This window comes from Streptomyces sp. NPDC056734 (assembly GCF_042790455.1).
In the GTDB taxonomy this organism is placed as follows: domain Bacteria; phylum Actinomycetota; class Actinomycetes; order Streptomycetales; family Streptomycetaceae; genus Streptomyces.
This window is the reverse complement of record NZ_JBHTZD010000013.1, coordinates 74,009-93,853: the sequence shown is the minus strand read 5'-3', so window position 1 is coordinate 93,853 and position 19,845 is coordinate 74,009. Positions and strand designations below refer to the sequence as shown.

Annotated in this window: 19 protein-coding genes and 2 pseudogenes; 13 read left to right on the top strand and 8 right to left on the bottom strand. The window is 71.8% G+C overall.

What is annotated here, in order from left to right; genetic code table 11:
- Nucleotides 1–39 precede the first annotated feature (39 nt).
- Entirely contained in the window at nt 40–1,179 is a 1,140-nt protein-coding gene (locus ACFRFC_RS20810; protein ID WP_382679037.1) for a Cmx/CmrA family chloramphenicol efflux MFS transporter, read from the bottom strand.
- Between the two features lie 376 nt (nt 1,180–1,555).
- Between ACFRFC_RS20810 and ACFRFC_RS20805 the strand changes: the two genes are divergently transcribed.
- Nucleotides 1,556–2,356 (top strand): ArsR/SmtB family transcription factor, encoded by an 801-nt coding sequence (locus ACFRFC_RS20805; RefSeq protein WP_382679040.1) that lies wholly within the window; start codon nt 1,556–1,558, stop codon nt 2,354–2,356.
- A 217-nt stretch (nt 2,357–2,573) separates the two neighbouring features.
- Here the strand turns inward: ACFRFC_RS20805 and ACFRFC_RS20800 are convergent.
- Together ACFRFC_RS20800 and ACFRFC_RS20795 are read right to left on the bottom strand one after the other, a co-directional pair.
- Nucleotides 2,574–3,011: pseudogene (locus tag ACFRFC_RS20800) on the bottom strand (SPW repeat protein); the annotation flags it as partial.
- Nucleotides 3,012–3,080: 69 nt separating this feature from the next.
- Complete coding sequence (locus ACFRFC_RS20795) at nt 3,081–4,034, bottom strand: LysR family transcriptional regulator (RefSeq protein ID WP_382679043.1); 954 nt, start codon at nt 4,032–4,034, stop codon at nt 3,081–3,083.
- Between the two features lie 67 nt (nt 4,035–4,101).
- Here ACFRFC_RS20795 and ACFRFC_RS20790 point away from each other — a divergent pair, with 67 nt between their 5' ends.
- The 5 genes and pseudogenes from ACFRFC_RS20790 (at nt 4,102) to ACFRFC_RS20770 (ending at nt 7,825) form a co-directional block, all read left to right on the top strand.
- On the top strand, nt 4,102–4,254 hold the full coding sequence (locus ACFRFC_RS20790; RefSeq protein WP_383112638.1) for a putative leader peptide: 153 nt from the start codon (nt 4,102–4,104) through the stop codon (nt 4,252–4,254).
- A 134-nt stretch (nt 4,255–4,388) separates the two neighbouring features.
- Nucleotides 4,389–4,625 (top strand): annotated as a pseudogene (locus tag ACFRFC_RS20785) (dimethyl sulfone monooxygenase SfnG); the annotation flags it as partial.
- 94 nt (nt 4,626–4,719) lie between these two features.
- Nucleotides 4,720–5,274, top strand: coding sequence for an NADPH-dependent FMN reductase (ssuE, locus tag ACFRFC_RS20780; RefSeq protein ID WP_382679046.1), 555 nt, complete (start codon nt 4,720–4,722; stop codon nt 5,272–5,274).
- Between the two features lies 1 nt (nt 5,275).
- A complete protein-coding gene (locus ACFRFC_RS20775; protein ID WP_382679049.1) occupies nt 5,276–6,466 on the top strand; it encodes an SfnB family sulfur acquisition oxidoreductase in 1,191 nt (396 codons plus the stop codon).
- Between the two features lie 216 nt (nt 6,467–6,682).
- Nucleotides 6,683–7,825 (top strand): LLM class flavin-dependent oxidoreductase, encoded by a 1,143-nt coding sequence (locus ACFRFC_RS20770; RefSeq protein ID WP_382679052.1) that lies wholly within the window; start codon nt 6,683–6,685, stop codon nt 7,823–7,825.
- A gap of 16 nt (nt 7,826–7,841) precedes the next feature.
- Here the strand turns inward: ACFRFC_RS20770 and ACFRFC_RS20765 are convergent, their stop codons facing one another.
- Entirely contained in the window at nt 7,842–8,915 is a 1,074-nt protein-coding gene (locus ACFRFC_RS20765) for an acyl-CoA dehydrogenase family protein (RefSeq protein WP_382679055.1), read from the bottom strand.
- A 158-nt stretch (nt 8,916–9,073) separates the two neighbouring features.
- On the opposite strand from ACFRFC_RS20765, the gene ACFRFC_RS20760 reads away from it, so the two are divergent.
- The 3 genes from ACFRFC_RS20760 (at nt 9,074) to ACFRFC_RS20750 (ending at nt 12,999) form a co-directional block, all read left to right on the top strand.
- Nucleotides 9,074–10,273 carry an RNA-guided endonuclease InsQ/TnpB family protein gene (locus tag ACFRFC_RS20760; protein ID WP_382679058.1) on the top strand — a complete coding sequence of 400 codons (1,200 nt, stop codon included), beginning with the start codon at nt 9,074–9,076 and terminating at the stop codon, nt 10,271–10,273.
- A gap of 387 nt (nt 10,274–10,660) precedes the next feature.
- The gene (locus tag ACFRFC_RS20755) at nt 10,661–11,542 is read left to right on the top strand and encodes a glycoside hydrolase family 19 protein (protein ID WP_382679061.1); all 882 of its coding nucleotides are present in this window, start codon (nt 10,661–10,663) and stop codon (nt 11,540–11,542) included.
- A gap of 62 nt (nt 11,543–11,604) precedes the next feature.
- Entirely contained in the window at nt 11,605–12,999 is a 1,395-nt protein-coding gene (locus ACFRFC_RS20750; RefSeq protein WP_382679064.1) for a phospholipase, read from the top strand.
- Nucleotides 13,000–13,089: 90 nt separating this feature from the next.
- On the opposite strand, the gene ACFRFC_RS20745 is transcribed toward ACFRFC_RS20750, so the two are convergent.
- Nucleotides 13,090–13,557 (bottom strand): pyridoxamine 5'-phosphate oxidase family protein, encoded by a 468-nt coding sequence (locus tag ACFRFC_RS20745; protein ID WP_382679067.1) that lies wholly within the window; start codon nt 13,555–13,557, stop codon nt 13,090–13,092.
- Nucleotides 13,558–13,741: 184 nt separating this feature from the next.
- On the opposite strand from ACFRFC_RS20745, the gene ACFRFC_RS20740 reads away from it, so the two are divergent.
- Both ACFRFC_RS20740 and ACFRFC_RS20735 read left to right on the top strand, forming a co-directional pair.
- Nucleotides 13,742–14,143 (top strand): VOC family protein, encoded by a 402-nt coding sequence (locus ACFRFC_RS20740; protein WP_382679070.1) that lies wholly within the window; start codon nt 13,742–13,744, stop codon nt 14,141–14,143.
- Between the two features lie 138 nt (nt 14,144–14,281).
- Complete coding sequence (locus tag ACFRFC_RS20735) at nt 14,282–15,370, top strand: adenosine deaminase (protein WP_382679072.1); 1,089 nt, start codon at nt 14,282–14,284, stop codon at nt 15,368–15,370.
- On the opposite strand, the gene ACFRFC_RS20730 is transcribed toward ACFRFC_RS20735, so the two are convergent.
- On the bottom strand, nt 15,334–15,849 hold the full coding sequence (locus ACFRFC_RS20730) for a DinB family protein (protein WP_382679075.1): 516 nt from the start codon (nt 15,847–15,849) through the stop codon (nt 15,334–15,336). The genes ACFRFC_RS20735 and ACFRFC_RS20730 overlap by 37 nt on opposite strands.
- Nucleotides 15,850–15,874: 25 nt before the next feature.
- Nucleotides 15,875–16,762, bottom strand: coding sequence for a LysR family transcriptional regulator (locus ACFRFC_RS20725; RefSeq protein ID WP_382679078.1), 888 nt, complete (start codon nt 16,760–16,762; stop codon nt 15,875–15,877).
- A gap of 174 nt (nt 16,763–16,936) precedes the next feature.
- On the opposite strand from ACFRFC_RS20725, the gene ACFRFC_RS20720 reads away from it, so the two are divergent.
- Together ACFRFC_RS20720 and ACFRFC_RS20715 are read left to right on the top strand one after the other, a co-directional pair.
- The gene (locus tag ACFRFC_RS20720) at nt 16,937–17,929 is read left to right on the top strand and encodes an aldo/keto reductase (protein WP_382679081.1); all 993 of its coding nucleotides are present in this window, start codon (nt 16,937–16,939) and stop codon (nt 17,927–17,929) included.
- A gap of 248 nt (nt 17,930–18,177) precedes the next feature.
- Complete coding sequence (locus tag ACFRFC_RS20715; protein WP_382679083.1) at nt 18,178–18,588, top strand: hypothetical protein; 411 nt, start codon at nt 18,178–18,180, stop codon at nt 18,586–18,588.
- Nucleotides 18,589–18,641: 53 nt separating this feature from the next.
- Here the strand turns inward: ACFRFC_RS20715 and ACFRFC_RS20710 are convergent, their stop codons facing one another.
- A complete protein-coding gene (locus ACFRFC_RS20710; protein ID WP_382680151.1) occupies nt 18,642–19,844 on the bottom strand; it encodes a streptophobe family protein in 1,203 nt (400 codons plus the stop codon).
- Between the last annotated feature and the right edge of the window lies 1 nt (nt 19,845).

Here is a 19,845-nt window from a genome sequence, read left to right as displayed (position 1 = left end):
CACCCCCGCGACCCCACCCGGCCCCAGCCTCCATCCCCCCTACGACCTCACGCGACCGGCCAGCAGCACACCCCCCGCTGCCGCCGACAGCCCCACACTCACCCACACCGCCAGCCGTGCGTCCTGGCCGGCCTCCGCCGCCGCCCCGGCGAGCAACGGGCCCGCGAACGCCCCGGCGTTGAACGCGACGGTCGCGAAGGACCCCGCGAGCGCCGGGGCGCCGGACGCCGTACGCATGACCCGGTTGATCAGCGACGAGCCGATGCCGAAGGACAGCGCGCCGAGCAGCACGGCGAGCGGGAAGAGCGCGGCGGCCGAGGTACTGGTCAGCGCCAGTACGGCCCAGGCGGCGGGCAGCGCGAGCAGGGCGGCGCGCAGCCCCCGCCGCAGGCTGCCGTCCCCGGTGCGGCCCGCCCAGGTGACCCCGGCGAACGAGCCGACGCCGAACGCCGCCAGCAGCCCCGGCACCACGCCATCGGACAGGCCGGTCACCTCGGTCGCCAGCACCGCCAGGTAGGCGAAGGTGGCGAAGGTCGCCCCGTTCACCAGCGCCCCGAGCACCAGCGCCACCCGGACCGGCCGCAGCCGCAGCACCCGTGCCTCCGAGCGGACGGAGACGGGCCCGGCCCCCGTCGCGTCGGCCGGGGCCGACCGGAAGACCAGGGCCAGGGCCGGCAGACAGAGCACGGCCACCGCCCAGAACGCCGCCCGCCACCCGGCGGCGTCCCCCAGCGCCGCGCCCGCGGGCACCCCCACGACACAGGCCAGGGTGATGCCGGAGAGCAGCACGGCGGTGGCCCGCGCCCGCTTCGCCGGGGCGGCGAGGCTGTGCGCGACGGACATCGCCACGGCGAGGAAACCGGCGTTGGCCACGGCCGCGACGATCCGCGTGCCGAACAGGACGGCGAAGTCACCGGTGAGCGCGCCGACGACATGCACGGCGATGAACGCCGCCAGGAAGCTGGCGAGCGCCCGCCGCCGGGGCCAGCGGGCGCTCAGCGCGGCCATCACGGGGGCGCCGACGACCATTCCGACGGCGTAGGCGGAGGTGAGGCTCGCGGCGGCGCCGGTCGACACGTCGAGGTCGTCGGCGATGCCGGGGACCAGCCCGGCGAGCATGAATTCGGAGGTGCCCTGCGCGAACACGGCAAGGCTGAGGACACGGATGAACAACGGCACGGAAGTCGGCTCCAACGGCGAGGCGGGGCAACAGGGGCTGCCGTGAGCCGAGTCGCCGCCGGAGTCGGATGAGTCGCCGGAGCAGGACGAAGACACACCGAAGGGCGACCGGGCCCACGGAACGCGTGTCCGGCCACTGGAGGCGAGAGAAAGGTGGGTGGGAGCCGGGCCGATCGATCGGGCGATCGGCTACAGCCCGTGACCCGTCCGCCGCCGAGTGACCGGCGGCCTGGTTCTGTCCGACTCGGGAGCTGTCATGCCGGGGACGGTAGAGGGAGGGCGGCGGGGCGATCAACCCATTTTTCGCGGGCGCCCGGGGCCGGTTCCGCCACCGGACAGTGCCGCGCTTGACATGCAAGGAAATGCCTGCATAACGTTGAGTGTGCGATCAGAGAGCGACACCGCGACGGACCGGGTCTTCAAGGCGCTGGCCGACGACACCCGCCGAAGGCTTCTCGACCGGCTGCACGAGCACAACGGGCAGACGCTCGGTGAGCTGTGCGCGCGGATCGAGATGACCCGTCAGTCGGTGACCCAGCATCTGGCCGTCCTGGAGGCCGCGAACCTGGTCAGCACGGTGCGGCGGGGCAGGGAAAAGCTGCACTACCTCAATCCCGTACCGCTCCACGAGATCCAGGAGCGGTGGATCGACAAGTTCGAGCGCCCGCGGCTGCGCGCGCTCGGCGCCCTGAAACGACGAGCCGAGGAAGCCATGACCGACAAGCCCACCTACGTGTACGTCACCTACATCGCGAGCACCCCCGAGAAGGTCTGGGACGCGCTCACCGACGCCGAGCTGACCGCCGACTACTGGGGCCACAGCAATGTCTCGCCGGACTGGCGCCCGGGATCACGCTGGGCGCATGTGCGCACCGACGGCTCCGGCGTCGAGGACATCGTCGGCAAGGTCGTCGAGAGCGAGCGCCCGACCCGGCTGGTCACCACCTGGACCGACCCCGCGAGGGAGGACCAGGAGGACGCCTACTCGCGCGTCACCTACGACATCCGGCCGCACGACGACATCGTCCGGCTCACCGTCACCCACGTGGACCTGTACGACGAGGGCGAGCTGGCGGACGTCTCGACGGGCTGGCCGCAGGTGCTGTCCAACCTGAAGTCCCTGCTGGAGACGGGCCGCTCCCTGCCGCAGGAGCCGTGGCTGATGCCCACGTCATGACGCGGGGCGGCCGGTCCGCGGCCAGCTGCACCGCGGACCGGCCGATTCCCGTCCGTCCTTCCTTGCTTCCGGCCTTGGTTCAGACCTTGCTTCCGGTCTTGCCCGATCGGCTGTCCACCGGTCGTCTGTCGGTCGTCTACCGGTCGTCCATGGGCCGGTCCACCGGCCTGTCCGGCCTGTCGACCGTCCGGTCCACGGACCGCCTGTTGGCCGCCAGCGGCTTGCGGGCGGTCCGCCAGGCCGCGCCGGCGCAGGCGAGACCCAGCAGCACGGCCAGGCCGCCGATGACGGCGTTGTTCCAGATGACGCCCTTGTCGGGGTTGGTCCCCACGATCCATGGCGCGATGATCATCCACACGCCCATGGCGCACATGGCCCAGCTCAGGCCGTACATGCGTTCAGGAGCCCTGGTGAAACCGAGGGCCAGCAGAACGATCGCGACACCCATGATCAGATTGTGGGTCGCGAGCGGTGGCTGAGTGGTCGTGTAGTGGACTATCCACGGGGACGCCGCACAGTACAGACCGAGCAGGAACACCGGTCCGTCCATGAGCGCCACGTCGCGACCGCCGAGCATGCGGGCATAGCGATCCCGCATTTCGGAGACATCAGGGTGGCTTGATATGTCACCTCTGGTGTGCGAGACATTGGCCATGAGTCGTCTCCCTTGTGACTGGCAGGCATTACCGCTTCTGGTGCGGTGTGCGGTAAACGCCGCATAAGTTCATTCTGCTCCCATTTCGCCCTTATGTGTAGTTCGCAGGGGTGGGCGACCGATGGATGAGACGTGACGGGCGTGCCGGACGAACGCCTCGTGCAGGTCCTGGGCCGCCTGTGGCACGGAATCCGCCCGGCGCCGGCGCAGCATCAGCAGCACCTGAGTGGTGTCCCCGGCGATCGGCCGGCACGTGATCGCGCCCCGCCGCTCCAGCGGATCCCCGACCACGCTGAAATCCGGCAGCACCGTCGCGCCCAGCCCCTCGGCCACCATCAGCTTGCCCAGCTCGGCCCCGTCCGTGGAGTACGCGAACGACGCGTCCCGCCCGTCCAGCAGCCGGTGCACGAAACGGTGCATCACATAGCCCGAGCGCATCGTGATCAGCGGCCCGTCCAGCAGCCGCGTCACCGGCACGGCGTCGTACGCCGCCAGCGCGCTGTCCGGCCGTACGCACACCACCGGCCGCCCGCGCAACAGCTCCGTCGACTCCAAGCCGGCGGGCTGGTCGTCGCCCTCCAGCTGATTGACCAGCCCCAGATCGAACCCGCCCTCCAGCAGCCCCCGGTGGATGTCCGTCTGCTGCGCGGCGACCACCTCGACCTGGGTGACCGGATGCGCGGCGCGGAACTCCCGTACCACCGGCAGCAGGAGCGGCACCGTCGCCGCGTTCACCGTGCCCACCCGGACCATCCGGCTGATCCGGTGCTGCTCGCCGGCCGCCGCCCGCAGCCGGTCCACCGCCTCCAGCACCTCGACGATGTGCGGCAGCAGCTCCCGCCCGGAGGTGCTCATCGTCGCCCCGGACCGTTTGCGCTCCAGCAGATCGACGCCCAGCTCACGCTCCAGGTTCCGGACCGTCTCGCTCAATGCGGGCTGGGACAGGCGCAGTTCCTCGGCGGCGCGGCGCAGGGAGCCGAGCCGGGTGACGGCCGTGATGTATTCCAGCTGTTCGGTGCGCACGGCAGCAGAATGGGTGCCGTTTTCCCTCGCGTTCAAGGGTTTCCCTGTCACACGTTCATGAAATTCAATGGTCCGGGATACGAGACCGGTCGGGTTTACCTTGACGCCCGGACAGGCGGCTGCGACGATCGAGGACATGCTGATGCGACTGGATCTCACGCGACGACGCCATGTCGATCTCGCGCGCGTCTCCAGCGCCTCCTGTTGCGTCGCGGCCTGACCCTGCCGCGCCTCCCCACCCAGCACAGCTGACGCAGGTCAGCCGTGCTTTCCGCACGCCGAGCGCCGCCCGCGGCCCCGCTTTCCGTGATTCCTGAATTCGGCGTCCCCTGCATTCCGCAACAGGAGTTCCGTATGCCCGGCCAGCCTTTGCAATTCGCCTATTGGGTGCCCGACGTCAGCGGCGGACTCGTCACCAGCCGGATCGAGCAGCGCACCGACTGGGGATACGACTACAACCGCGAACTCGCCGTCCTCGCCGAGAACAACGGTTTCGACTACGCCCTCAGCCAGGTCCGTTGCATGGCCGGCTACGGCGCCGAGTACCAGCACGAGTCGACGGCCTTCAGCCTCGCCCCGCTGCCGGCCACCGCCGGATCCTCGCAGGCGAACTGACCGAACCCACCTGGTACTCCTGACCCCCTGCATTCGCTTCCCGAAGTACCGCTCCCCGAAAGAGGAACGCATGGCCACCGTCCTGTCCGTCTCCGGCAGTCCCTCCGCCGCCTCCCGCACCAACCGCCTGCTGCGCCATCTCGACCAGCGGCTCACCTCCCAGGGCCACGAGGTGATCCCGCTCGACGTCCGCACCATCCCCGCCGAGGCGTTGCTCGGCGCCGACTTCCGGCACCCGGCGATCGTCGAGGCCACCGAGCTGTTCGCCAGGGCGGACGGCGTGGTCGTCGGCACGCCGGTCTACAAAGCCGCGTACTCCGGTGTGCTCAAAGCCCTGCTGGATCTGCTCCCGCAGTACGCGCTGGCCGGGAAGACCGTGCTGCCGCTCGCCACCGGCGGCACCACCGCCCATGTGCTGGCCATCGACTACGCACTGCGCCCGGTGCTGAGTTCCATGGGCGCGGGCCACATAGTGCAGGGCTGGTTCACCCTCGACAAGGACATCACCGTGCACGACGACGGCACCCTGACCGTCGCCGAGGGCGCGGGTGAGGCGCTCACGCAGGTCGTCGACCAGTTCTCGGTCGCCCTGGGCAGCAGGCCCTTCCTGGCCGCCGCGAGCTGACATGCCCACCCGCGTGCATGTCATCGCCGACGAGTGCGAGGCGCTCGCCGTCGCGACGGAACTGGCCGACGCGTTCCGCACCGAAGCCTCCGTACGCGACGCCGAACGGCGGCTGCCGCGCGCCGAACTCGACCGGCTCTCCGCCTCCGGCCTGCTCGCCGTCACCGTCCCCGAGGAGCACGGCGGCGCCGACATTTCCGCCCGCGCCCTCGCCGAGATCTTCCGCCGCCTCGCCGAGGCCGACGCCAGCCTCGCCCAGATCCCGCAGAGCCATTTCGCGTACGTCAACGTCGTGCGCCGCCAGGGCACCCCGCAGCAGCGGAAGTTCTTCTACGCGGAGGTCCTCGCCGGACGCCGGTTCGGCAACGCCCAGTCCGAGGCCGGTACCCGGCACCTCCAGGACATCCGCACCCGGCTGACCCCCGCCCCCGACGGCTCCTACCGTCTGACCGGCGTCAAGCACTACGCCACCGGTGCCCTGTTCGCCGACTGGATCCCGGTCCTGGCCCGCGCCGAGGACGACAACCTGCACGTGGCGTACGTCCCGCGCGACGCCCCCGGACTGACCGTCGTGGACGACTGGGACGGCATGGGCCAGCGCACCACCGCCAGCGGCACCGTCCGCCTGGAGTCCGTCCCCGTCCCCGCCGACCGGGTGCTCCCGCACCATCTGACCTTCCGCGGCCCCCAGCTCCACGGCGCGCTCGCCCAGCTGCTGCACGCGGCCATCGACACGGGCATCGCCGCCGGAGCGCTGGCCGAGGCGGCGGAGTTCGTACGGAGGAAGAGCCGGCCCTGGTTCGAGAGCGGTGCCGACACCGCCGCCGAGGACCCGCTGCTGATCCAGCGCTTCGGGGAACTCGACCTCCAGCTCCGCGCGTCCCAGGCGCTGCTCGCCGAGGCCGGCCGGGCGGTGGACCTGGCGGGCGTCCGGCTCACCGACGACTCGGCCGCGGACGCCTCCCTCGCGGTCGCCGCCGCCAAGGCGCACGCCGCCCACACCGCCGTGGAACTGACCAGCGCCCTGTTCGAGGTCTCCGGCACCCGCTCCGCGCTCGACGCGCTCAATCTGCACCGGCACTGGCGCGACGCCCGCACCCACACCCTGCACGACCCGGCCCGCTGGAAACTCCAGCACCTGGGCCGGTACGCCCTGAGCGGCATCAAGCCACCCCGCCACGGCCTGCTGTGAAACGCACGGCCCTTGAGCCTGACGGCCCGCACCGAGCCTGACGCTCCGCACCGAGCCCCACGGCCCGCACCGAGCCCCACGGCCCGCACCGAGCCTGACGGCCCGCACCGAGCCCCACGCCCCGCACCCAGCCCACGCCCCGCACCCAGCCCCACGCCCCGCACCGAGACGTCCGCACCCCAGCCGCCGCACCGCCCGCGCCGATCGGAGACCCCGGTGACCCTCACGTTCCACTGGTTCCTGCCCACCAACGGCGACAGTCGCCATGTCGTCGGCGGCGGCCACGGAAGCCCGGCCACCGCCTCCGGCCGCGACCGGCCGCCCACCGTCGCCTATCTGAGCCAGATCGCCCGCGCCGCCGAGGACCTGGGCTTCGCCGCCGCCCTCACCCCCACCGGCGCCTGGTGCGAGGACGCCTGGCTGACCACGGCGATGGTCAGCCAGCACACCGAGCGGCTGAAGTTCCTGGTCGCGTTCCGGCCCGGCTTCGTCTCCCCGACCCTGGCCGCCCAGATGGCGTCCACCTTCCAGCGGCAGAGCGGCGGACGGCTGCTGCTCAATGTGGTCACCGGCGGCGAGAGCCATGAGCAGCGGGCCTACGGCGACTTCCTCGACAAGGACGACCGCTACCGCCGTACAGGCGAATTCCTGCACGTCGTACGGGAGTTGTGGGACGGCAAGACCGTCGACCTGGACGGCGCCCACCTGCGCGTCGAGGACGCCAGGCTGGCCCGGGTGCCCGATCCGGCCCCGGAGGTGTACTTCGGCGGGTCCTCGCCGATCGCCGGGGAGATCGCCGCGCGGTACGTCGACGTGTACCTCACCTGGGGCGAGCCGCCCGCCCAGGTCGCCGAGAAGATCGCCCGGATCCGGCAGCTCGCCGCCCGCGAGGGCCGCACCCTGCGCTTCGGCATCCGGCTGCACGTCATCACCCGCGACACCGCCGACCAGGCATGGGCCGAGGCGGACCGGCTGCTGGCCGGGTTCGACCCGGACACCGTGCGCGCGGTCCAGCAGGGGCTCGCCCGCAGCGAGTCCGAGGGACAGCGCCGCATGCTCGCCCTGCACGGCGGCAGCCGTGACGGCCTGGAGATCCACCCCAACCTCTGGGCGGGCATCGGGCTGGTACGCGGCGGCGCCGGCACCGCCCTGGTCGGCAGCCACGCCGAGGTCGCCGACCGGGTCCGCGAGTACCACGCCCTCGGCATCGAGGAGTTCGTGCTGTCCGGCTACCCGCATCTGGAGGAGGCGTACTGGTTCGGGGAAGGCGTGCTGCCCCTGCTGGCGGCACAGGGGCTGTGGCGGCACCCGGCGGGGGCGGCGCCGGGCACACCGGCCAAGGTGCCGTTCACGAGCTAGCCGCCGACCGCAGGCCCTACCCCTCCTCCGCCGTCGCCGCCAGCTGCGCGAGATGCGCCTCGCGCACCGGCGCCGTCTGGGCCTGGATCAGCAGGAACATGCCCTCGCGGTACAGCCGCTGGGCCGGACTGGCGAGGCCGGTCGCCCGGCCGCCGCCCGCCACCACAGCGGCGGTGGTGGCCGCGCGCATCAGGTCGTGCGCCCGCACCCGCAACGCCAGCCGCTCCTCGAACCGCTCCTGCGGCGCCGCGTCGTCGGCGAGGGCGTACGCCCGCTCGCGCACCTCGTCCAACCGCGACCGCAGCGGCCGTACGACGTCCCGCGCATCCCCCTCCAGCAGGTCCAGCGCCGCGTACGCGATGCCGAACAGCGCCGGCGAGGCATTGGCGCTGTGGGGAATGTCGACCTGGGCGAACGTCTTCCGTGGGGTGCGCAGCACCACCGCCTCCTCCGGCAGCCGCAGGCCGTCCAGTTCCACGGCGACGGTCCGCGCGGCCGACAGTGCCGCCAGCCGCATCGGCGCCGACGGCCGCAGGCCAGGCTGCTCCCGGGCGTCGGCGAACGCGAACACCAGCTCACCCCCCTCGGCGACGCCCGCGAGCAGCATCACGTCGTTGAGCCCCCAGCCGGTGTACCAGGGCACGGTCCCGTCGAACCGCCAGCCGCCCCGCACGGCCGTCGCCCGCACCGGCACCCGGGGGTAGGAGCGGACGTGCGCGTACGCGACCCCGGCCATGAGTTCGCCGGTGGCCAGCTTGCGCAGCAGCCGTTCCCGTACCGGCGACTGGGACCGGGCGAGCAGCCGGACCGGTGTGTGGTGCTGGGTCTGCACGAACCAGGTCGAACAGCAGGCGCCCGCCAGGATCTCCGAGACCTCCCGCGCCACCGAGTCCGGCGCGCCCGCCCCGCCGTACTCGACGGGCGCGCTCACCCCCAGCAGCCCGGACCACCGGATCACGGCCAGATGCCCGGCGGGCACCTCCGATTGGTCCACCTGTTCGGCGTGCGGGACGAGCAACTCGCGGGCGAGCCGCCGGGCCCGGTCGACGAGGGGATGCGATGGGGTGGCCGGAGGCGATGCGCTGGTCATCGGTTCTCTCCTTCGTGGGTACCCCCGGCTTGAGCCGGGGGAGGAAACGAGGCTCCTGCGGAGCGGGGCAGGGAAAGCCGGTTCGTCGCCAAGGCGTACCAGCGCCCACCCCCAACTACCCGCACTCCGTCACAAACTGGTGAGGTAGTGCGTGAGTCGTGAAGGCCACCCATGTGAAGCGGGCGTTCAAGTACCGCTTCTGTCCGACCGATGCGCAGGCAGCGGAGCTGTCGCGCACGTTCGGCTGTGTGCGGAAGGTCTACAACCTGGCCCTCGCCGCACGCACGCAGGCGTGGACGCGGCAGGAGCGGGTGAACTACAACCAGACCTCGGCGATGCTGACGGCCTGGAAGAGGACCGGGGACCTCGCCTACCTCAACGATGTCTCCCCCGTGCCGCTCCAGCAGGCCCTGCGGCACCTCCAGACGGCGTTCGCGAACTTCTTCGGCAAGCGGGCCCAGTACCCGCGTTTCAAGTCGCGGAAGAAGTCGCGGAGGTCGGCGGATTACACCACCAGCGCGTTCCGGTTCCGGGACGGGAAGCTGACCCTGGCGAAGATGGCCGAGCCGCTCGACATCGTGTGGTCCCGTCCGCTGCCCGAGGGGGCGTCGCCGTCCACGGTGACGGTGTCGCAGGACGCGGCCGGACGCTGGTTCGTGTCCCTGCTGTGCGAGGACCCCACCGTGAAGCCGCTCCCGCCCACGGACACGGCCGTCGGCATCGACGTCGGACTCGACCACCTGCTGACCCTCTCCACCGGGGAGAAGGTCTCCAACCCCCGGCACGAGCGCCGTGACCGCGTCCGTCTCGCCAGGGCCCAGCGGCAGCTCGCCCGCAAGGCGGCGGGGGACGGGGCGAACCGGGCCAAGGCCCGCCGCAAGGCTGCCAGGGTCCATGCCCGTATCGCCGACCGCAGGCGCGACCATCTGCACAAGCTCACCACCCGGCTCGTTCGTGAGAACCAAACGATCGTGATCGAGGACCTCTCCGTCCGGAACATGGTGCGGAACGGCAGCCTGGCCCGCGCCATCAGCGACGCGGCGTGGTCGGAACTGCGGAGCATGCTGGAGTACAAGGCCCAGTGGTACGGCCGCGAAGTGATCGCGATCGACCGCTGGTTCCCCTCCTCCAAGCTGTGCTCCGCCTGCGGCACCTTGCGGGACAAGATGCCCCTGCACGTCCGCACCTGGACGTGCAGGGGCTGCGGGACGACCCATGACCGGGACGTGAACGCGGCGAACAACATTCTGGCCGTCGGGCTGACGGCGTCTGTCTGTGGAGCCGGTGTAAGACCTCAACGGAGCACTCCGGGCGGGCAGTCGGCGATGAAGCAGAAACCCCCACGGCGCGAGCCGTAGGGATCCCCCTCCTTCAGGAGGGGGAGGAAGTCAAGGAGTGATTCTCCCGACCGCCTCGGTCTCGCAGCGGGCACAACAGCCCGGGCCCGCCTGCTGACGGAGCCTCACCGGTCTCCCGGCAGCCCCGACGAATGCGCTGACGGAGCCTCACCGGTCTCCCGGCAGCCCGGGCGAAGGCTCTTGTGACCTGTCTCCCGGCACTCCCCGAGCCGTTTGATTGGTCTAAACCCTTGACTGGTCCGGACCAAGACGGTTGAGTATCCCTCCACAACCCCCCACCACGGCCGCCCCCACCGCTGTGGCCGGTGTCACCGGCACGCATGGTCAAGGAACGTTCTCACCCCTGCCCCGTCGGGTGCGGCCGTGTCTCGCGAAGGAGTTCACTCCGTGAAGAGGCGCATCGCAGCGGTCCTGACCGCTCTCACCCTCGCCGGTTCCGCCCCGGTGCTGCTCCCGGCCCAGCAGGCGTCCGCCGCCGCGTGCTCCAGCTACCCCAGTTGGGTGGCGGGGCAGCAGTACGCCGCCGGTGCCATCGTCCGCTACACGGACGGGAAGGCGTACATCGCCGAGTACGCCAACCCCGGCTACGACCCGACCATCAGCACCTGGTACTGGGAGCCGTACGCGTGTGACAGCGGCACCCCCAGCACCAGCTTCGTGGTCACCGAGGCGCAGTTCAACCAGATGTTCCCGAGCCGGAACTCCTTCTACACCTACAGCGGGCTCGTCGCCGCCCTCAGCTCCTACCCGGCGTTCGCCAACACCGGCAGCGACACCGTGAAGAAGCAGGAGGCTGCCGCCTTCCTCGCCAACGTCAACCACGAGACCGGCGGACTGGTCTACATCGTGGAGCAGAACACCGCGAACTACCCGGTCTACTGCAACTGGAGCATGTCGTACGGCTGTCCGGCCGGTCAGGCCGCGTACTACGGCCGCGGCCCGATCCAGCTCAGCTGGAACTTCAACTACAAGGCCGCCGGTGACGCCCTCGGTCTCGATCTGCTGAACAACCCCTGGCAAGTGCAGAACAACGCCTCGGTCGCCTGGAAGACCGGCCTGTGGTACTGGAACACCCAGACCGGCCCCGGCACCATGACCGGCCACAACGCCATGGTCAACGGCGCCGGCTTCGGCCAGACCATCCGTTCCATCAACGGCACCCTGGAGTGCGACGGCAAGAACCCGGCCCAGGTCCAGAGCCGGGTCGACAGCTACAACCGGTTCAGCCAGATCCTCGGAGTCTCACCGGGCGCCAACCTGTACTGCTGACGCGGTCTCGCGGGGCGTGGTGTCATGCACCTGACCTGATCCTCCGGATGAAGGACCCCGTCATGCGCACCCCCCACGCCCTGTTCGCCACGGCCCTCGCGCTCGCCGCGTCGGCCGTGGCACCCCAAGCCGGGGCTGCCGCCCAGACCGCTCCCGTCAGCCTGTCGGCCCTCGCCGCCCCCACCCCCGGCGCCTACTACGTGCAGAGCGCCGTCACCGGCCTGAACGCCTCCGACGCGAGCGGCACCGTCGAACAGCACAACCCCCAGGGCAACGAGGACCGCCAGCAATGGACCCTCAGGGCCGCCGGTTCCGCCCACGTCCTGGAGAACACGGACGCCCCCGGCTCCTGCCTCGGCCGCTCCGGCGACCGGGCCAGAACCGTCCCCTGCACCGGCGCCGACGCCCCCTGGGAGATCACCCCGTCCGGCGCCGACCAGTACACCCTCAAGGCCCCCGGCACCGACCGCCACCTCACCGTCGCCGCCAAGCCCTCCGGCGCCAACTACCCCGCCCCGCTGGCCATCGGCGCCGCGGGCCCCCTCGCCGCCTGGTATCTCACCCCGGTCACCCCCACGACCCGCCCCATGCCCCCGGCGAGTGAGCGCACCCTGGACCAGGTCACCTTCCTGACCGCGCACAACGCCTACGCCAACGGCGTCGACGGCGGCTTCGCCCCGCCCTTCGTCAACCTCTTCCCCAACCAGGCGCGCGGCATCCAGCAGCAGCTCACCGACGGCGTCCGCGGCTTCCAGCTCGACATCCACCAGACCCCCGACGGCGCGATCCTCTGCCACAACAGCTGCACCCTGGTCAGCCGCCCCGTCGCCCTGTGGGTCGACCTCCAGCGGATCGTGGACTTCCTCAAGGCCCACCCCGACCAGATAGCCACCGTTTTCCTGGAGGACTACGTCGACCCGGGCGTCCTGCGCTCCGAACTCGCCCGGGTGAGCGGCCTGTCCGACGTCCTGTACCGCCCCGACCAGACCGGCGTACGCCAGAACGGCTGGCCCAGGGTCGCCGACCTGATCGCCGCCAATGACCGGCTGCTGATCTTCACCGACCACAGCCGCTCCGCCGACCAGTCCGCGGGCCTGACTCGCGACAGCTTCGGCGTGATGTACCAGAGCGAATGGACCGTGGAGAACCACTGGTCCATGGGCTCCGGCACCGGAACCTCGAACTGGTCCTGCTACAGCCGCTGGTACGGCGCGGACACCAACATCCCGCTGACCCGCACCGAAGGCGCCTTCCAGCCCCTCTTCGTCATGAACCACTTCCGTGACACCACGATGTCCGGCACGGCCGCGACCGACAACACCAAACTCGCCGACCGGGCCACCCGCTTCTGCCTGCCCGCCGCCCGCAAGAAGCCCAACTTCCTCGCCGTGGACCGCTACGACCTCGGCAACCCGACGGCCGCGGTCGACGCGCTCAACACCTACGCGTACCCGTAGGGCGCGGTTCGCGGAGTGCGGTGTCCGTCTCCCGACCGGGCCTCCGCCGGGAGACGGAGGCCCGGTCGCGCGCCCCGGAGACCCGTCCCCTCACGCTTTGCCGAGCCAGTGTCCGTCCCGCATGAGGTGCCGCTGCGGCAACTCCCGCTCCCCGTGCCACGACTGCACCGCCCGCGGTCGCACCCGGTAGTACGCGTACGTCGCCCGCTCCGCGCGCGGATCCCACCCCGTCTTCGCGAGGAACGCCTCCGCCGCCCCGGCCGGCACCTCCTCCCGCGCGTACACCTCCGCCGCCCCGTCGATGAGGACGACATCCTGGGTGTCCCCGAACGCCAGCCGGGTGGCTCGCGCCCCCGCGCCGAGATTGCGGCCGGTGGGGTTGGTCGGGCGGGTGGCCAGCCAGACGGCCTCCTCGTGCCAGACGAACCAGAGGGCGACGAGACACGGCACCCCGTCGGCGTCCGCCGAGGCCACCCAGATGTCCTCCTCGCGCTCCAGCCGGTCCAGCACATTCCGCCTGCGCCGCTCACGGTCACGCGGCGGCTTCGTGATCGTCATACCGGGACGCTATCCGGCGATCCCCCGTCACCGCCTCCGGCCAGGGACGTAGGACTCGCGGCGGAGGCGGCGGAGGCGGCGGAGGCACCGGACTCGGCGGAAGGGCCGGGGCAAGGAACCGGTTGGCACCCCGTGCATTTTACGTATAACCTCTCCCGTCAACCGCTCTCCCTGGAGGTCCCGGATGCGACGCGTCGCCCTGGTCGCCGTGGTCGTGGACGACTACGACAAGGCCATCCGCTTCTACACCGAGGCGCTCGGCTTCCGGCTCGCCGAGGACTCGCCGCGTGCCGAAGGCGACGGCTCCCGCTGGGTCGTCGTCGAGCCGGACGCCGAAGGCGCCGGGACCGCGCTGCTGCTCGCCCGTGCCGACGGTGAGGCCCAGCGGGCGCGGATCGGTGACCAGACCGGCGGGCGGGTCGGGTTCTTCCTGTACACCGACGACCTCGCCCGCGATCACGCCCGGATGCTGGCCGCCGGGGTGACCTTCGAACAGGCGCCCCGGCACGAGCCGTACGGCACGGTGGCCGTCTTCCAGGATCTGTACGGCAACCGCTGGGATCTGCTCCAGCCCGCCGACGCATAGGCCCGGCCCGGCGGGCAGCCCGCTGCCGGACCTCCTCCGCATGACCGCTCAGCACACCCCCTACGTCCCCTACATCCCACGCATCCCCTACATCCCGTACGCAGGTATGTCCGCACCCCGCCCAAGAAAGACCGCACCATGACCACTACGCGCGTAGACACCGCCGCCCTCCGCCGCCTCCCCAAAGCCGTGCTGCACGATCATCTCGATGGCGGGCTGCGTCCCGCCACCGTCGTGGAGCTGGCGGAAAGGGTCGGGCACGCCCTGCCCGCCACCGACCCGGAGGCGCTCGCCGCCTGGTACCACGACGCGGCCAACTCCGGTGATCTGGTGCGTTACATCGCCACCTTCGAGCACACCCTCGCCGTGTTGCAGAGTCGCGAAGGGCTCCTGCGCACCGCCGAGGAGTATGTGCTGGACCTCGCCGGGGACGGAGTGGTGTACGCGGAGGTGCGCTACGCGCCCGAGCTGATGCTGGCGGGCGGGCTGACCCTGCCGGAGGTCGTGGAGAGTGTCCAGGAGGGGCTCGCGGCCGGGATGGCGAAGGCCGGGGCGGCCGGGACGCCGGTCCGGGTCGGCACGCTGCTGTGCGGGATGCGGATGTTCGACCGCAGCCGGGAGATCGCCGGTCTGGCGGTGGGGTTCCGGGACGCGGGGGTCGTCGGCTTCGACATCGCGGGCGCCGAGGACGGCTTCCCGCCCGCCGACCACCTCGACGCGTTCGCCTACCTGCGCGGCGAGAGCGTCCCGTTCACCATCCACGCCGGGGAGGCGCACGGTCTGCCCAGCATCCACCAGGCCCTTGAGGTGTGCGGCGCGCAGCGCATCGGGCACGGGGTGCGGATCATGGACGACATCGTGGACGGCAAGCTCGGCCGGCTCGCCGGCTGGGTCCGGGACCGCCGGATCGCGCTGGAGATGTGCCCGACGTCCAACCTCCAGACGGGCGCGGCGGCCTCGATCGCCGATCACCCGATCACCGTCCTGAAGGATCTGGGCTTCCGGGTCACCCTCAACACGGACAACCGGCTGGTCTCGGGTACCACCATGACCCGCGAGATGGCCCTCCTGATGGAGCACGCCGGATGGACCGTCGAGGATCTGCGCGCCGTCACCGTGAACGCCGTCAAAAGCGCCTTCCTGCCGTACGACGAGCGGAGGGCGCTGATCGAGGACGTGGTGCTGCCGGGTTACGCCGCCGCGCTCCGCACCAGCCCGCGTACGTAGGCCGCCTGCCCGGCGTGCTGGAGGTCGTCGGACAGGACGCTGACCAGCCGCACCCCGAGGGTGACCGGCGGATCCCAGCGGGTGTCGACGACCTGGTCCAGATCCTTGGCGGCGAGGTCGCGCAGCGCGCCGAGGGTCTGGGCGTGGACGGCGTCGTAGTACCCGGTGAGCAGGGCGCCGTCGCTCACCCGCACCTTGGTGACCTTGGCCGGGCTGTGACCGTACCCCGTGTCGTGGTGCGGAAGGCCCAGCGCGAAGCGGTCCGGCCAGTCGCCGGTGAGCCAGCGCTGGTCCAGGCCGAACGCGTCGGCGATGTGGTCGTCCTGGACCCGGGTGAGGTGCCAGATCAGCCAGGCGACGGAGTTGGCGGCGGGGGACGGCCGGGCGTTCAGCTCCTCGGCGCCGAGGCCGTCGACCACGGCGTGGACCTCTTCCCGGATCCGGCCGTAGCCGTCGATGAGGATGTCCTTGGCATGCATGGCACCACTTTCGCGCATGGGCGCCTCACGCGCCTCCGTTCTCCAGCAGCGCCATCAGGGCACGGGCGGCCGGGGTGGTGGCCTGTGCGGGCGGCAGCAGCGCGACCGTCTCGTACACGGTCTCCTCGGCCTCCTTCACCGGCAGCGCGGTCAGGGACTCGCGCTTGAGGCGGAAGTGGCTCGGGACCACCGCGATGCCGAGGTTCTCGCCCACCATGTCGAGCAGTCCGTGCACATCGTTGACCTCCAGCGCGACCTTGCGGCGCACCCCCGCGGCGGCGAACGCGGCGTCCGTGGTGCGGCGCGGCCCCCAGTCCGGGTGGAAGTCGACGAACACCTCGCCGCCCAGCTCCTGCGGCGTGACCGCCGCGCCCGCGCGGGCCAGCCGGTGCCCGGGATGGCACAGCAGGGTCATGGGCTCGCTGGTCAGCGGCACCCGGCGCAACCGGTCGGGGTCGTCCGCCGCCGACTGCACCACGAAGGCAAGGTCGAGCCGCCCGGCTGCCACCTCCTCGGCCAGCGCGCCCGAGCCCGCCTGGCGCAGACAGATCTCCACATCCGGATGACTCCGGCGGAACGCCGCGAGCAGCCCCGCCACATGCACCCCGGCGATGCACTGCTCCGAGCCGAGCGCCAGCATGCCGCGCAGCACGCCCTGCACCGCCGCGACCGCCTCGTGCGCGGAGCGGACCTGGGCCAGGATCCGCTCCGCCTCGCCCAGCAGCGCCCGCCCGGCCGGGGTGAGCGTCACCCGGCGGGTGGTGCGGACGAACAGCGGCGCCCGCAGCTCGCGCTCCAGGGCGCGGATGGACGCCGACAGGCCCGACTGGGAGACCAGCAGCCGCTCGGCGGCCCGGGTGAAATGCTGGTCCTCGGCGACGGCCACGAAGTGCTGGAGATGACGCAGTTCCATGATTGAGCAGCGTAGTCGCTCAATTCCATCTGATTCTTCTGTTGGACCGCTGCCCGCCGGTCACGACAGAGTGGACGCCGGTTCACCGGTACCGGCCCACTCCGGTGCCGGTACCCGTACCCGTACTCGTACCGGACCCTGAGACCCCCGTGTGCCCACCCTGATGGAGTCGCGTTGTACACCCCACACCCCGACCGCTATGCGGACCTGCCCTACCGGCGCACCGGCCGCAGCGGCCTGAAGCTCCCGGCGCTGTCGCTCGGCCTCTGGCACAACTTCGGCCCCGACCGCCCCGCCGAGACCCAGCGGGCCATCCTGCGCCGCGCCTTCGACCTCGGCGTCACCCACTTCGACCTCGCCAACAACTACGGCCCGCCGCCCGGTGCCGCCGAGTCGGCGCTCGGCGACGCCCTGCGCGCGGACTTCGCCCCGTACCGGGACGAGCTGGTGATCTCCACCAAGGCCGGCTATCTGATGTGGCCCGGCCCGTACGGCGAGTGGGGCTCGCGCAAGTACCTGCTGTCCTCCCTCGACCAGAGCCTCGCCCGCATGGGCGTCGAGTACGTCGACATCTACTACTCGCACCGCTTCGACCCGAAGACTCCGCTGGAGGAGACGATGGGCGCCCTGCACACGGCGGTGCGGCAGGGCAAGGCGCTGTATGTGGGTGTCTCGAACTATTCCGCCGAGCAGACCCGTGAAGCCGCCCGGATCCTGGGCGAGCTGGGCACCCCGCTGCTGATCCACCAGCCGCGCTACTCGATGCTCGACCGCCGCCCCGAGGACGAGGGCCTGCTGGACGCCCTGGACGAACTCCAGGTCGGCTCGATCGCCTACTCCCCGCTGGAACAGGGCCTGCTCACCGACCGCTATCTCGACGGCGGCATCCCGGCCGGTTCCCGGGCGGCGGGCGACAGCCCGTTCCTCACCGCGGACACGGTCGGCGAGCAGCTGGAGCGGCTGCGCGCCCTGAACGGCATCGCCGCTGCCCGCGGCCAGACCCTGGCCCAGCTGGCGCTGGCCTGGGTGCTGCGCGGCGGCCGGGTGACCTCGGCACTGATCGGCGCGAGCAGCACCCGTCAGCTGGAGGACAGCGTGGGCGCGGCCCGCAACCTGGACTTCGACGCGGAGGAACTGGCCAGGATCGACGCCGTCGTCAAGGGCTGACCGCCGGGACGCCCAGAGCCGCTCCGCCAGGCGCACGGCCACCGTGTCCCCCCTTCCTCGACCCACACCCCTTCCTCGACCCACACCATTTTGGCCAGCCGCTCCCGCGAATATGCCAACAGACTGGCCGGAAAACAATGGTGACAGTGTGTCAAGAGTGAACATACTCAACGTGAGGGGCAGTACACCGCTCCGGATCCGCACGAAAGCGAGGCAAGGCCGCACGCGATCAGCGGGGGAGTGGAAGGGTGCACGACGAATTCCTTTGCCATGTAACGGCGTACGGAGTGTGCGACGGCCGGCGGATCGGCGTACCGCTCGGCACCTATCGCGCACCCACGCTCGCACTGGCGCTGTGGTGGCTGCGTGACCGGGCCTCCTGGATAGCCGAGCGGCTCGACCCGCTCCCCGAGAGCCCGCACTACCCCAAGGGTGCCCTGGTCCCGGTGGCCGCCGGGGTCCCGGACGTGCCCCGGCTGCTGCGCCGCTGGTGTTCCGACGCCGCACAGCAGGGGCTGGTGGCGGACGAGCTGGCGGTGGGGCGGCTGGTGCGGATCGCGGCGAGCGACGACACCACCGAGTACGAACTGCTGGCCGAGTCGGTGGACGCGCTGCGGATGCAGCGCATGGTTCCGCCGCTGGTCGTGCCGGTCGCCTGAGACGGGCCGCCACCGACGGGCCGGGACGGCCGGTGTTCGGGGAGCGTCCGGCGCTACGGCGGTGCCGCGTCCCCTCCGAGGCCACCGCGCCGGCGTACGGCCGCCGCCAGCAGGCCACCGGCGCAGCCCGCGACCACGCCCCACAGGGCCGCCCGGCCGAGGGCCGGCCAGAGGTCGGGGTGGAGGAACAGTTCGCCGGACAGATCGCCGCCGAGGCTGCCGATGCCGAGGACCGACAGACCGTAGTGGGCGGTGATCCGGCCGGTGAGACAGATCATCAGGACCGTCAGCACCAGGGCCACCGCCATGCGCAGCGCGTGCTGCCACAGACGGGTGCGGGCGGGGGAGCGGGCCGCCATCACGAACGCCGCCCCCAGCAGCAGCACCGCGTCGATCGCGACCAGCCACCACACCCGCCCGTCGTACCGCGCCAGCGCGCGCAGATCGAGCGTCGAGACATCGGGGCCGCGCAGCACCTGATCCAGGAGCCGGGGCATGGGCAGTCCGAACGGGCCGTCCACCCTGCCGTGCCAGGTGGCGCCCAGCCCGATGGTGAAAGCCGGCCACACCAGATTCGGCAGGCCCAGCAGCAGCACCGCGAAGGTGTCCGCCGCATGCCCCCGCGACACGGCCACCACCAGCCCCGTCACCACCCCCACGGCGACACACACCAGCAGCACCGCGACCATGGCGTACGCCGCCGGACGCGCCGCCAAGTGCCAGCGCAGCGCCGGGCCGGACAGCGGCGCCCGGCGCGAGACCAGCAGCGCCACGATCAGCACACCCGCCAGCCACAGCGCCCCCAGGAGCAGGGTGAGCGGGACATCGGCGGCGAAACCGACCTCGGCGGAGAGGCCGAAGAGATCGGTCAGCTCGCGCGCCGCGCCCTCGCCGAGGGTGATCCGGAAGGTCTGCCGGGCCGCGAAGGACAGCCCGAGCAGGGCCGGCAGCCACAGCACGGCGATCCGCAGCGCCCAGGCCGCCAGTTCCGCCGTACCCGCCACGGCACGGTGGCGCAGCGGGCGCAGGAAGCCGGTGGCGACGACCAGCGCGCCGGTCAGGGTCACGGAGAGCGGTACGACCGTCAGGGCCGCGTCCGTCGTCGCCAGTGGGCCCGCGCTGCCGCGCGGCTCGACGGTGCCGCCCACCGCCGTCACCACCGTCGCCGCGACGACCCGCGCGTACGCGCCGTCGGGCAGGTCCAGCGCCCCGGCCGCCCACAGCCCCAGCGCGGCCACCACCCCCATCGCCAGCATC

Bases quoted from the DNA above. Each gene is read 5' to 3' on its own strand.
- ACFRFC_RS20790 (WP_383112638.1), top strand. From the start codon at position 4,102: ATGGTCCGGGATACGAGACCGGTCGGGTTTACCTTGACGCCCGGACAG.
- ssuE (WP_382679046.1), top strand. From the start codon at position 4,720: ATGGCCACCGTCCTGTCCGTCTCCGGCAGTCCCTCCGCCGCCTCCCGC.
- ACFRFC_RS20775 (WP_382679049.1), top strand. From the start codon at position 5,276: ATGCCCACCCGCGTGCATGTCATCGCCGACGAGTGCGAGGCGCTCGCC.
- ACFRFC_RS20765 (WP_382679055.1), bottom strand. From the start codon at position 8,915: ATGACCAGCGCATCGCCTCCGGCCACCCCATCGCATCCCCTCGTCGAC.
- ACFRFC_RS20750 (WP_382679064.1), top strand. From the start codon at position 11,605: ATGCGCACCCCCCACGCCCTGTTCGCCACGGCCCTCGCGCTCGCCGCG.
- ACFRFC_RS20745 (WP_382679067.1), bottom strand. From the start codon at position 13,557: ATGACGATCACGAAGCCGCCGCGTGACCGTGAGCGGCGCAGGCGGAAT.
- ACFRFC_RS20740 (WP_382679070.1), top strand. From the start codon at position 13,742: ATGCGACGCGTCGCCCTGGTCGCCGTGGTCGTGGACGACTACGACAAG.
- ACFRFC_RS20735 (WP_382679072.1), top strand. From the start codon at position 14,282: ATGACCACTACGCGCGTAGACACCGCCGCCCTCCGCCGCCTCCCCAAA.
- ACFRFC_RS20730 (WP_382679075.1), bottom strand. From the start codon at position 15,849: ATGCATGCCAAGGACATCCTCATCGACGGCTACGGCCGGATCCGGGAA.
- ACFRFC_RS20725 (WP_382679078.1), bottom strand. From the start codon at position 16,762: ATGGAACTGCGTCATCTCCAGCACTTCGTGGCCGTCGCCGAGGACCAG.
- ACFRFC_RS20710 (WP_382680151.1), bottom strand. From the start codon at position 19,844: ATGCTGGCGATGGGGGTGGTGGCCGCGCTGGGGCTGTGGGCGGCCGGG.